This is a genomic window from Edaphobacter aggregans DSM 19364, assembly GCF_000745965.1.
GTDB classification, from domain to species: Bacteria; Acidobacteriota; Terriglobia; order Terriglobales; family Acidobacteriaceae; genus Edaphobacter; species Edaphobacter aggregans.
This window is the reverse complement of record NZ_JQKI01000160.1, coordinates 1-11,295: the sequence shown is the minus strand read 5'-3', so window position 1 is coordinate 11,295 and position 11,295 is coordinate 1. Positions and strand designations below refer to the sequence as shown.

Genomic DNA, 11,295 nt, shown 5'->3' with positions numbered 1-11,295 from the left:
GGCAAGGTAGAGGCCGAAATTCGCTATTTCCTATCCAGTTGCACCGACGCGCCGGAGATGCTGGCCAAGGCCATTCGCCAGCACTGGGCCATCGAAAACAGCCTGCACTGGTTGCTCGACGTCACCTTCCGAGAGGATGACTGTCGGGTTCGCGACCGCACCGCCGTCCGCAATTTTGCCTTGCTGCGAAAGATCGCCATTAATCTCGTCCGACGACATAACAGCTCAAGGAACAGCTTGCGCGGACGACGAAAAATAGCCGCATGGAACAACCACTACATGCGCCAGGTCCTCACAGGTATTTTCCATGCGTAGCCCCTGGGCGGTACCCTCCACTGGCTCAGACTTCCAGTAATAGGGTGAGGGCTGTAAAGACATTTTGAGCAACCCTGCTATGAGCAATTCGGGGATTGCGGAGGAGAAGGGTCGGAGAGGAGGTCGAAGATGAGTCGCATGATCTCTCCGCCCTGTCAGTTCTTTTAGCTTCGGAGTGCGGCGTCCGCTGCTTTGGCGAGCGGTACAACTGCGTCGAAGAAGGCCTGGCTTTGGCCCAGGAACAGGCCGGAATTTACCAAGCCGGTCGCGGCCGCAACCGCTCCCGCGATATTGGTGCTGCGGGGCCTGATGATGGAACAGACGGGCAGGTCTTTATCCAGAAAGGTGCAGGGTTCAGGCATGATGTCGCCACGATTCGGGTTCTCCCGGATGTCGGGAAAGCTCGGGCCGTCGTGGCCTTCGAGTTTGCGGATTCGTTCAAGGGCCGTTTGGAAGACGGCGAAGTGGTAGACCTCCATAGGGCCGATGGAGGCGAGGATTGCCACGACGTCGAGGTTCGTAACTTTGGTCATAAACGAGTTGTAGAGACTGCTTCCACCTTGCTCGATTGCAGCAAAGTGAAAGGCGGCGGTCTGTGCAACGGAACGGAGCTCGTCGCCGCGAATCGACTCGGAGGTAGGGACTGCGGGCTGGTTGACGATGTTGGCTATCTGGGCGAAGCCATCGCCGAAGTCGGGGTTTCCGGCCTGGCGGTAACGCTGGTAGTAACTCGTATCGACGGTCAGATTCGTCAGGTTGGTCAGACGGCCGATGTTCTTCGCGCCTTCGACGGGGACGCTTGGCAAGGTGCGGAACGGATCGAGGTTGATTGGTGTTTTGCCGGCAGCGACCAGAAATGCATTGATGAAGGTGGCATGGCTGCGCTCGTCTTCCAATACCCCACAGATGTAGTCGGGAAGGGACTCGTCGATCCTCTGAAGTGCATTGCGGTAGCCGGGATTGTTGGTCGCGAGTTCGCAATATTGTCCCCAAAGATCCGATTCGACGAGTTCTGCCGCTGCGAGGAACTGCAATACGGCTACATCGCTGTCATTGAGTGAGGGCTTTGGTCCGGCGAAGGCAATCTCTGCTCCGCTTATTAAAGCGAAGCCGGGTATGGCCATGGCGGCACCTGCTGCCGTCCTCTTGAAGAATGAGCGGCGGCTCTGTTTCGATACTGTGCTGGAACTACTCATAAGACACTCCTCGTGTTGTTGCCTTTGTTTTCGGAAAACGATAGCGTTTTGGCGAAACAGTATCCCAAGGGAAATGACACCCTGCGCTGAGGGCACCATTACCGGGCTTTGTGGCTCCGCTTCCAACTGCTCGCGTCGACTATTTTGGGCGGTTGTTAGGCAGCCGTCGTCCCCACACTTTCGCGTTCGCCCCGATGGGAGTGCCTGCGTGTCAGCAAGAGATAAATGAAAGCCAGCACCATCAACACGAGAGCATCGACAAAGAACACACCATATCCCAACACGAAAATGTGACTGAGAATTATGGCGGTCATCCACGCAATGACCAATCTCGCCCCCAATCTGGCTGTCTTCGGAATCAGGAACAGAACTGCCACCGTGGTTTCGAACACCCCCGATCCTAGCCGAAATACCGGCTGATGTATCAACCCGTGGACCGCTTGCGACATCTGCGTGAAAAGGGCCACCGACTGGGGTATCCCTGCAAACTTGGCAAAGATGGCGGCATACAGAAGGTTGACCGACACCATCAGACGAATTGCCACTAACGCGAATCTTTTACCCATACAATCTTGCCTCCTTGACCACGTCGAACCGGCCAATGCTTCGCGAGTGGTAGCACTCATTTCTGAGTCTTCATGAACCGGGATCATTGGCTCCCGGCTTTCGTTGCAGCTTGCTCGATTAAGTCTGCGACTGGTTGCGGATACGAAAGCATCGGCACGTGGCTGGAGGGAACAGTGATCGATGTAGCCTTCATTGCCGCCGCTTCGGCCTTCTCAAGCTCCGGAGAAACAGCGCGATCGTTGCTGGCAATCACGCACCAAGATGGCTTGGTCCTCCACGCGGCGGTCGTGATTGTGGCCCCCAAAACAGCTGCTGCTGTGGGCCCCTGTGTTGCCGTCAACAGCTGCTTCTCCTTGTCTGGCAGATCCTGGGCTAAGTCTTCAGCAATTCCCTTTGGGGTCACCGTCAGAAAACCTTCAGCATCCGCCCGGACTTCGCTGCCTAGCGGATCCGGCGGAAACGGTTTGGTAACCGAAGCAACGGACTCACCCTCCGACGGCGCGAGTGCAGCCACATAAACCAACCCGACTACCTTTGGATCGTTTCCTGCCTCCGTAATAACCACTCCCCCATAGGAATGACCCACTAGCAGTACAGGGCCATTTTGCAATGCGATGGCGCGTTTGGTGGCGGCAACGTCATCAGCCAGCGAGGTCAATGGGTTCTGCACGGCGACCACATGCAATCCCTTGGCTTGAAGCAGTGGAATCACTTTGGACCAGCTTGATCCATCGGCCCACGCACCATGCACAATGACAATATTTCTAACCCCTTGAGGGGATTTCGCCTGAGCGACCGCTCGCGTGTGAAATACAGGTGTTAGGAGGAATCCTGCAATTGCAATCACAGCAGTTCGGTATGTCTGCGAGGGTGTCATATTTTTCTCCTTCGTTGTCAAGATTGAAGTCATGGCGCGTCACCCTTTTGCCGCATTCAACCAGCGAGAAGGACCCGCCCTGTAAGCCGGATGGTCCCCTCTCGCTGGTCCTGCCTACACCACGTTGAGCGTGACGTCGATATTGCCCCGTGTGGCATTGGAATATGCACATGTCTCGCCATGCGTGGCGTCCACAATGGCTTGGGCGACTTCGCGCTCCAAGCCCGGCAGACTGACGTTAAGCCGTGCTCGGAGGAAGTAAACGTCGCCAGAATTGCACAGGTCTATTTCGGCATCGACGGCTATCTCAGCCGGAAGTTTGACCTTCATTTTGTTGGCCACAACCCCCATCGCGCTAATGAAACAGGCGGACTAGCCAGCAGCAAACAACTGCTCCGGATTAGTACCAGTTCCTGGGACTATGGGAGCCGAGAACTTAACATCTAAGCGGCCATCATCACTGCGGGAGACGCCGCCCCGCCGACCGCCTGAAGTATGGGTCTTGGCGGTGTACTGCACTTTCATGACTTCTTGGGTTGAACCAGCTACTGTGATGGTTTCTTGATAAGTGGTCATCGTTGTTTCTCTCCGTGCGCCGGTCAAAACCGGCAAGGTGTAATGAATGAAAGTCTCATACGTTGAAGAATTAGCGAGCCAGAACGCCCGAGTCACGTGGAGCCGATTGCGAGGCGGCAACGAAACGTTCCATTCAATGACCTTCTCCCCGTATCTTTAGCCCGAACTCCCGGTTTCAATCCAAAAACAGCTGCTAGCAGAGCGACCATGGCAAGCCGATTTGTTGACGCTGTCGCTCTGCGAACAACTCTGAGTAGACTGCACATCGTATAAGGAGTTGTGCGGATTTCTGCTGGGATGGTCGGAATCCTGCTACATTCACGCACACAGAGGTAGAACCCAGCGAACTACAACCAGTTTGCAGGCTGTCTTGAGTGAGATGACGGCGGGAGTTCGAATGAGCTGCGCAGTGACAGTCAGAATTCTTGATGGACGGGACAATGCTGAGGCGGATGCAAGGAGCGATCAGTTACGAAATGCTGGACTGAGCTGGATCTTAACAGCGAATTGACAGGCCACCGGTGAGAGCGACAATATGGCTGCGGACCGCAAATCACAGGCCTAGCGTATTTTCGGGATGGGTTTCCGAAACGCAAATCACTTCGGAGTCCAGAAAATCCTGGCGATATTGAGTCGGACTAACTCCGCAGACATCACGAAAGACCTGCGCAAAGTGCTGCTGAGTCTTGAAGCCACAGGCTACGGCCACGTCCAACACTCGCGCATCCGGAGCACGCAACATCGCTGTAGCACGCTCGACCCTTTGGCGCAGAACAAATCGATACGGGGTCTCGCCCGTTGACTTGCGAAACATCCTGGCGAAGTGAGCTGTGCTCAAGCCTATCGATTGCGCCATCTCATCGAGACTCAAGTCGTCTCCCATCTTCGCATGGACCAACTCTCTAATCCTCCACAAGCGCGCTGAGCCCAGTCCGCCTCGGTATATCTGCACCGGACGGTGCCTCACTGCATGACCCATGACCAGGGCTACGGCCATCGCCTGTTCGACGGAGTCCAGAAACAGCCGTCCGCTCGGAAAGCCAGCAACCATCTCCGCACGAGCGGCCGCAGCCAGCGCACTCAGGCGGGAGTCAGCAAACTTGCGTGAAGGGCGCAGTTCTACCTCACCGTAAGCTCCATCAGAGCTCGCCATCAGGGCTGCATCGGAAATGCCAAGCTGCAGATGCGGTACGTTCATGAGGCCAACCCACTCTCCCTCATGACGATGGCACAGCGCCAAGTCGCCTGCCGCGTAGTCGAACTTTTCCAACGCGGAACGCTTTGAACCCCACTCAATTGAGCCCGGCCCCAACATCATCGCGAAAGCCTGATCATGCCGCACCCAATGACGCGGCTCTGTGACAGAATCTGGTGGAAAGAGCTCAACTCTCATTCTTTTGCTCCATGCCGTCGTGGCGATCTAACCATTGGCGGAACTGCCATATTCAGCGTCATATGCGCCATGTGTGTTTATGTACTTCGCCTCTCGTGAATCGATCGCTGGCAAAGCCAGTTGGCTGCGGCACCGATGAGAGTCATCGCGCCCGTTGCAAGAAATACCGAACGCATCCCGAGGTGCGCACCGATTGCGCTACCCATCAGAGGTCCGATCACCTGCCCGGCATACTGCGAAGACTGAGAGTAGCCCAGGACTTTCCCGAGTTGACGCTCCGGAACGCTGTGTCGAATGACCTTCGCGACGGATGGTAGAAGCCCTGCAAGAGACATCCCGAGGAGGAAGCGGAGGATGCCCAGTTGCCACCATCCAGTGACAAACGCCTGCGGTATGAGTGCGACGCTGGAGGCAAGCAGGCATAAGGAGATGACCTTCCATCCACCGATACGGTCAGCCAGACGACCAAGCCTGGGCGCCATGAGGATACTGCCGAAGGCCGATGCGGCCATGATGACCCCAGCATCCAGGACGAGGCGAGTTCTTGGAACCTTGAGCACCTCCAGGTAGACCGTGATGATTGGCTCGATGGACATGTTTGCCAGCAAAACCAACCCTGCGGTTGCGAGCATAGCGCCTACGACGATTTGCACCGATGGCTGAAGTCTTTGTGAAATTGCCTTTGAGTCGTCCGCCGATGGAGGAGGCTTGATCTCCCGATGGTCTTCCTTGACCAGGAAAATCGTAGCGATCATGGCGATTGCGATCATAGCTCCGCCCGCGAAGAAAGTATTCCGAATCCCGATCAGATTCGGCAACACTCCACCTACAAGCGGACCGATCAAGTTTCCTGTTAGTGCTCCTGTCGAGAGGACGCCGAGCGCCCATCCAGCTCGCTCACGCGGCGTTTGGATCGCCACTAAAAGCATGGACGAAGACGCATATCCCCCAACAAGTCCTGCAGCAAGTCGCAGAAGTACAAGTTGATAGACATTGAGTGCGAGCCCGATAAGGGACATGATGGCAGCCATACCAATGGCAGCCCGCACGAGCATAGGCTTACGGCCGTACTTATCCCCAAGGTAGCCCCACAGTGGGGCGGTGAGCCCTGTTCCTAAGAAGGTTGCGCCAAATGCCAATCCTGACCATTGCACAATCGAAGCCTCCTGCTTGATGCCGAGCTCTTCGACAAAGATTGGAAGGAACGGAAGCAGCATCGTCAGGCTCACAGCTGTTGTGAACGATCCGAAGACACACACTGCCAGATTTTGTCTCCAGTACCTTGCATTCCTCTCAGAGTAGGAGTCCCGGTTGCTCTGAAGCCGTTCCGATATCACGAAGCAACTCTCCTTGGATATGTGTTTTCCATCTGGGTTTCTTGGCAGCAAATCAACACAATCACTCTCGTGCGTCCGCGGGCTGGCGATGTGCGCTCCAATTTTGAACAGCATTGCCGATCTCAGAGACTTCGTTTACAAGCGTGTCGAGCAGGGCATACACATCTGTACACCGCGATAGATTGGCACTCTGTCCTGCCCAGAGAGGAAGCAATTCGGCTCTTCCTGCCTTCTCGGCCGGTATCGATAGGTGTCGCACAAGCGCACGTTGAAGCGGATAAGGCAGGATCTCTATATTCTTTTGGTTGAGTTCGTCGAGCAGGCGGTTCTTGATGCCACGAGCGAGTCGTCCAGTGAACCCGCGAGTAAGAGCAGTCTGTTTAGCTTGACCACTCAGTATCGCCTTACGATGAAGCGTGTTCGCTCCCGACTCTTCGCACGCGAGAAAGGCGGTTCCCATCTGCACCCCTTCGGCTCCGAGAGCGAAGGCTGCCACAATTCCGCGCGCATCTCCAATTCCGCCTGCGGCGACGACGGGAAGCCTCACGGCATCGATGACCTGTGGCACAAGTGCCATCGTTCCTGTCAGGCAATCTTCGGACGGTTGCAGAAAGGAGCCGCGATGACCACCTGCCTCAAAGCCGGAGGCCGCAATCACGTCCACGCCCGCTTGTTCCAGGGCAATCGCTTCGTCCACGGTAGTCGCTGTTCCAACCAGCGCGATTCCCTGGCGGCGAAACTCATCCAGAATCTGTTTGGAAGGAATGCCATAAGTAAAGCTGAATACGGAGATCCCCTCTTCCAGAAGAACCTGTACCTGATCTTCAAAACGAATTGGTTCGTACGAGCGATAGGAGGGTATAGCTCCTCCGACACTTTCAATATGTTTTGCCAAGGGAGAAAGGCTTCGTTGAAATGCCTCTTCCGTCGAAGTGAGGGCACCTTCGTCTTCCATGGAAACCCACAGGTTCATCGCAAATGGCTTTGGTGTGAGAGCATTGATCTCGTGAATGACCTTGCGGATAGCCTCTGGTTTAAGGCCATGAGCGCCGAACGATCCGAGCCCCCCATAGTTCGAAACGGCTGCCGCGAGCTGCTGCGATGACAAGCCTCCGAGCGGGCCCTGAATGATTGGGTATTGCAGTCCCAAACGAGAGGTCAGTCGATTTTCTCTCCACGATTTTGCGTTCGCTTGATTTGCCATCATGAACCCCTGTGATCGGAGAAAAGGCGCGAGCTATGCGGCTGACCCGGAGCATCGCTGGGTATCACCCGGGTCCAACTACACGCTGCCGATGCTTTGGCGAGGGCGCGGTCCAGCGAGCCTGACCGCGCCCTCGGGTCAGATTGTCTGAAGCCCAAGCCTACTTGGCGAGGAAATCTGTAACCAACTTGATGGTGGCCTGTGGATTCTCCTCCATGATCCAGTGCCCGGAGTTGGGCACGATGCCGCCCGTGACGTTGCTGGCGGCGAACCGCATCTCATCGGCCATACCCTTGCCGAAAAACTTCTCGGCACCGATGGCAAACACCGGCATGGTGATCTTGCCGCCCTTGGCGAGCAACGCCTTGTTGTCGGTGGCGTCCTGGCTGAATGCTCCAAACTGCTCGAAGGCATCGTGCATCGCATGCGGCTGTGCGTACAGGGCAGCATAGTGCTGCCGCGTATCTTCATCGATCCCCTTGGGGTCTCCGGACAGCTCGTTCCAGAAGCGATCGAGGTAGATGCGCTCCCGGCCCTGCACCAGACGCTCCTCGTCAGGACCCCGGAAATTGAAGTGCCACAGCATCGGGCTGCGAGTAATGTTGTCCCAATCGCCTATTCCGGGCAGCGGTGCATCGATCACCACCCAGCGCGTGACCCGGACCGGATATTGAGCAGCCAACGCATAGCCGACCATATTGCCGATGTCATGTGTGACCAGGTCTGCCTTCTGGACCTTGAGTGCATCCATGACGCCGGCAATGTCGACCGCCTGGTTCTTCTTGGTGTAGCCGGTATCCGGGTGATCGGACGTACCCATGCCGCGCAGGTCGGGGACGATCACGGTATGGTCCTTGGCCAGAACAATTGCCAGGGGGGCCCACATATCACCCGTATCACCGAAGCCATGCAACAGCACCACGGCCGGACCCTTGCCGCCGACTCGGACGTAGAGGCTGGTGCCGTTCGTCGGAACCATTTGCGTGTGAAAGCTGGCCGGAAACGGCGTGATTTCCGCCACGAGGGGCGCTGTCAGCAAGATCCCGACAAGGATGGTGGCGACATACCTGAACATTTAAACTCCCCGCTTTCTTAGTTGTCGACTTCGAGCGTTACCTCAAGCATGACCGGTGCGCCGAGAGGCAAGGCAGCCAATCCCAATACGGACCGCACGGACATCTTGTCCTCTCCAAATACATCGCGGAGAAGCTCTGATGCTGCGTCGGCGACGATAGGCTGGTTGTAGAAGTCTCCAGACGTCGCCAGGTAGACCTTCACGCTGATAACCCTCGTTACGCGGTCCAGCGACCCTACGTGCGCCTTCGCAGCGGAAAGAGCATTCAGAGTCGCGGTTCGCAAAGCATCCCGTCCAGCAGATTCGTCGAGCTCTTTGCCTAGCCGCCCGACGAATTGAAGCTTCCCATCCCTGACCGGCAGCATGCCACTCAGGAAGAGCAGGCTGCCTGACTGGACGGTCTCAACGTATGCGCCGAGGGGGTGGGGAGCATTGGGGAGCACGATCCCGAGGTCCCGCAGCCGGCGCTCCGCGCCGGCATGCTGCGAACTGCTCGGGTTTACCATTTGCCGTTGTGCTGACCGCCGTCCACGTGCAGCACCTCCCCGGTGATCTGGCGCGATTCGGTGAGATAGACCACCGCGCTTGCAATGTCCTCCGAAGTGGAGATCGTGCCCATCGGCGACAAGGTCTTGAGGAAGTCCTTTGGGTTGTCTTTGTGAAGAGGAGTGTCAACAACGCCAGGCGCGACCGTATTGAACCGGATGTGCTCCTTCGCATACTCCGCGGCCAGGCTACGTGTGATGGCCTCGAGACCACCCTTCGTAATCATCGGCAGGGACACCGGCAAGCCACCGTTGGGATTTTCAACCAGCGATGACGTAATGCCCACAACGCTTCCGCCCGACTTCTGAGCGAGCATCTGCTTGACCGCGAGTTGGGTGATGTAGATGTAGCCTTCGAGATTCGTCGAGACGAGGGCACGGAAATCATCAGCACTGTACTCAGTGAAGGGCTTCACCGAGAAGATGCCAGCGTTGTTGACAACGACATCAATCGAGCCAAACTTCTGAACAGCGGCATCGACCACCTTCTGTGCAGTAGCTGCCTGGCCGATGTCTCCGTCCACCAACACAAGCTTATCGGAAGCCTTCAACTCAGCCGACTTTGTCGCATTGCGAGAGGTGCCCACTACGTTATAGCCACGTTCCAGGAACGCCTTTACGACTGCAGCGCCGATTCCTTGAGAGGCGCCCGTCACGATTACCGTCTTTTGAGTGTTGGCCATGTATCGCTCCTATTGCTTGTGTGCGGATGACTGCGAATCAAGAAAGATCTGCTGGTCTTGCCGCGTAACGTGTTGCTTCGTCTCCGTTACACCAAAGTAGATTGCTGTAACTAGATAAACGATTCATAAATCGTTACACCGATCTGCAATCAACATCGTTGTCCTTGAGAATCCTCCCAGGCGCAGCCGACAACTTGCTGTCGGCAATCAGCTTCGGAGGATGGACGGTACTTCAGATTGGGAGGTAGCGCTTCTTGAAGAGCATGTCGAGCCCCATGGAGATGGGCCTTTACTGAAATTCTCTGAGAGTGCCACTACGAAATTCCTTGCAGTGACTAATTGGCGTCGATGCTTCATTTAGCTCCGATAAGCTCAAAAAGCAACTCGATTCGCAGAATGGCTGGATTGAATTTCTTTCCAAAGCGACTCACAACTTGGAACGGCGACAAACCATCAAGTTTGGCCTGTTTCGGACATGAGTCCGTATAGAAGACAAAGATTTCTCAAAACGACGGATTGAATCGGGTTCACATATAAGAGAATCAAAGTAACGTGTAAACGCGAGTTCTGCGGTTACGGCTGGGGAGGCCATGAAGGACACGACAAACGAACACGATCTCGACTTTGTGGGCGACAATTTGGCGATCAACTTCATCAACACTCGTCGAGTGGTCGAGGGGCAGCTGACAGACACACTGCAGAGTGACAGCGACGTGAAAGCTTGGCTCAAGAGGCTCGAAGTCCCTATCGCGAAAGGAACACTTCCTTTCAACGACGGCGTACTACTTAAAGGGGCAAGAGAGCTTCGTGAGATCGCGCTCGCGGCCGTTCAGGATCGAAAGTCGGGGAAAAAACCTTCGCTGGCCGCGCTCAACAGATTCCTGGCGGACGCTCAGAGTCATGCGGTGCTTACGACAGACGACGCGAGGAACATTCGTGTGACTCGTGTCTACGGCAAAGAGACGGTCGAGGCGTTTTTGGCTCCGGTCGCGGAAGCTGTCGCGAACTTGCTGGCGGATGGTGACTTCAACTTCGTCCGGCATTGCGAAGGCAACGCTTGTGTCATGTGGTTCTATGACCGTACGAAAGGCCACCGCAGAAGATGGTGCACGTCGACAGGTTGCGGAAATCGCGCCAAAGTAGCCGCGTTTCGAGCGAGAGCGAGCCAAATCTGATTACTTCAAAGCTGGTGTTGGGAGTATTGATCCGGTAGATGCCGACGCATTCGCCCAGGACGGCACGTACTAGTACTGTGACCGCTTGAATGAGTAGTTCAGTTTCAGACGTGCCAGCTTCCTTGTGAACTTCCACTTGATGGTGATCTTGTGGCGGTTTGCACTGCGATTCCAGGTTTTGGCTTGGCGGCGGAGGGTGACGATATCCCCGATCCTGCGTTTTCCGAGGCATTGGCGGCTAAAGAGGCCAATCTCGATCTCCGCCTGGTTGAGCCAGCTTCCATGCTTTGGGGTGTAGTGGACAGTAAAGCGCTCCCACAGCCATCCGCCGTCCTCTTCGCCGAAGCGGTCC

General features: G+C 56.0%; 13 protein-coding genes and 1 pseudogene. 2 read left to right on the top strand and 12 right to left on the bottom strand.

The features are described 5' to 3' along the window. Positions 1–315, top strand: a 315-nt coding sequence (locus Q363_RS39285; protein ID WP_157467685.1) for an ISAs1 family transposase, incomplete at its 5' end; no start/stop codon positions are given. A gap of 164 nt (positions 316–479) precedes the next feature. On the opposite strand, the gene Q363_RS27545 is transcribed toward Q363_RS39285, so the two are convergent. The 11 genes from Q363_RS27545 to Q363_RS27500 all read right to left on the bottom strand — a co-directional run bounded on the left by Q363_RS27545 (position 480) and on the right by Q363_RS27500 (position 9,768). Then, complete coding sequence (locus Q363_RS27545) at positions 480–1,511, bottom strand: ferritin-like domain-containing protein (protein ID WP_035357092.1); 1,032 nt, start codon at positions 1,509–1,511, stop codon at positions 480–482. Between the two features lie 155 nt (positions 1,512–1,666). Beyond that, on the bottom strand, positions 1,667–2,077 hold the full coding sequence (locus Q363_RS27540) for a hypothetical protein (protein WP_035357090.1): 411 nt from the start codon (positions 2,075–2,077) through the stop codon (positions 1,667–1,669). 83 nt (positions 2,078–2,160) lie between these two features. After that, positions 2,161–2,955, bottom strand: coding sequence for an alpha/beta hydrolase (locus Q363_RS27535; RefSeq protein WP_035357088.1), 795 nt, complete (start codon positions 2,953–2,955; stop codon positions 2,161–2,163). A gap of 114 nt (positions 2,956–3,069) precedes the next feature. Continuing rightward, positions 3,070–3,315, bottom strand: a complete 246-nt coding sequence (locus tag Q363_RS44835; protein WP_281176088.1) for an OsmC family protein — start codon at positions 3,313–3,315, stop codon at positions 3,070–3,072. A 12-nt stretch (positions 3,316–3,327) separates the two neighbouring features. Continuing rightward, entirely contained in the window at positions 3,328–3,531 is a 204-nt protein-coding gene (locus Q363_RS44830) for an OsmC family protein (RefSeq protein WP_245632515.1), read from the bottom strand. A gap of 553 nt (positions 3,532–4,084) precedes the next feature. After that, positions 4,085–4,924 carry a helix-turn-helix domain-containing protein gene (locus tag Q363_RS27525; RefSeq protein ID WP_051979411.1) on the bottom strand — a complete coding sequence of 280 codons (840 nt, stop codon included), beginning with the start codon at positions 4,922–4,924 and terminating at the stop codon, positions 4,085–4,087. A gap of 77 nt (positions 4,925–5,001) precedes the next feature. After that, positions 5,002–6,375: an MFS transporter gene (locus tag Q363_RS27520; RefSeq protein WP_084080840.1), complete on the bottom strand. Its 1,374-nt coding sequence runs from the start codon at positions 6,373–6,375 to the stop codon at positions 5,002–5,004. Further along, positions 6,323–7,465, bottom strand: a complete 1,143-nt coding sequence (locus Q363_RS27515) for an NAD(P)H-dependent flavin oxidoreductase (RefSeq protein WP_051979413.1) — start codon at positions 7,463–7,465, stop codon at positions 6,323–6,325. The genes Q363_RS27520 and Q363_RS27515 overlap by 53 nt, the downstream gene beginning before the upstream one ends. 160 nt (positions 7,466–7,625) lie before the next feature. Then, a complete protein-coding gene (locus tag Q363_RS27510) occupies positions 7,626–8,540 on the bottom strand; it encodes an alpha/beta fold hydrolase (protein WP_035357084.1) in 915 nt (304 codons plus the stop codon). 17 nt (positions 8,541–8,557) lie between these two features. Continuing rightward, positions 8,558–9,046, bottom strand: coding sequence for a RidA family protein (locus Q363_RS27505; RefSeq protein WP_035357082.1), 489 nt, complete (start codon positions 9,044–9,046; stop codon positions 8,558–8,560). Next, entirely contained in the window at positions 9,040–9,768 is a 729-nt protein-coding gene (locus Q363_RS27500) for an SDR family NAD(P)-dependent oxidoreductase (RefSeq protein ID WP_035357080.1), read from the bottom strand. The genes Q363_RS27505 and Q363_RS27500 overlap by 7 nt, the downstream gene beginning before the upstream one ends. Before the next feature lie 590 nt (positions 9,769–10,358). Here Q363_RS27500 and Q363_RS27495 point away from each other — a divergent pair. After that, positions 10,359–10,943 (top strand): CGNR zinc finger domain-containing protein, encoded by a 585-nt coding sequence (locus Q363_RS27495; RefSeq protein ID WP_035357078.1) that lies wholly within the window; start codon positions 10,359–10,361, stop codon positions 10,941–10,943. A 206-nt stretch (positions 10,944–11,149) separates the two neighbouring features. Here Q363_RS27495 and Q363_RS46980 read toward each other — a convergent pair. Next, positions 11,150–11,295 (bottom strand): annotated as a pseudogene (locus Q363_RS46980) (IS630 family transposase); the annotation flags it as partial.

What these genes read in the sequence shown, in the direction of transcription:
- Q363_RS44830 (WP_245632515.1), bottom strand. Translation starts at nt 3,531, where the DNA reads ATGACCACTTATCAAGAAACCATCACAGTAGCTGGTTCAACCCAAGAA.
- Q363_RS27545 (WP_035357092.1), bottom strand. Translation starts at nt 1,511, where the DNA reads ATGAGTAGTTCCAGCACAGTATCGAAACAGAGCCGCCGCTCATTCTTC.
- Q363_RS27520 (WP_084080840.1), bottom strand. Translation starts at nt 6,375, where the DNA reads ATGCTGTTCAAAATTGGAGCGCACATCGCCAGCCCGCGGACGCACGAG.
- Q363_RS27505 (WP_035357082.1), bottom strand. Translation starts at nt 9,046, where the DNA reads ATGGTAAACCCGAGCAGTTCGCAGCATGCCGGCGCGGAGCGCCGGCTG.
- Q363_RS27495 (WP_035357078.1), top strand. Translation starts at nt 10,359, where the DNA reads ATGAAGGACACGACAAACGAACACGATCTCGACTTTGTGGGCGACAAT.
- Q363_RS27510 (WP_035357084.1), bottom strand. Translation starts at nt 8,540, where the DNA reads ATGTTCAGGTATGTCGCCACCATCCTTGTCGGGATCTTGCTGACAGCG.
- Q363_RS27515 (WP_051979413.1), bottom strand. Translation starts at nt 7,465, where the DNA reads ATGGCAAATCAAGCGAACGCAAAATCGTGGAGAGAAAATCGACTGACC.
- Q363_RS27535 (WP_035357088.1), bottom strand. Translation starts at nt 2,955, where the DNA reads ATGACACCCTCGCAGACATACCGAACTGCTGTGATTGCAATTGCAGGA.
- Q363_RS27540 (WP_035357090.1), bottom strand. Translation starts at nt 2,077, where the DNA reads ATGGGTAAAAGATTCGCGTTAGTGGCAATTCGTCTGATGGTGTCGGTC.
- Q363_RS27525 (WP_051979411.1), bottom strand. Translation starts at nt 4,924, where the DNA reads ATGAGAGTTGAGCTCTTTCCACCAGATTCTGTCACAGAGCCGCGTCAT.
- Q363_RS27500 (WP_035357080.1), bottom strand. Translation starts at nt 9,768, where the DNA reads ATGGCCAACACTCAAAAGACGGTAATCGTGACGGGCGCCTCTCAAGGA.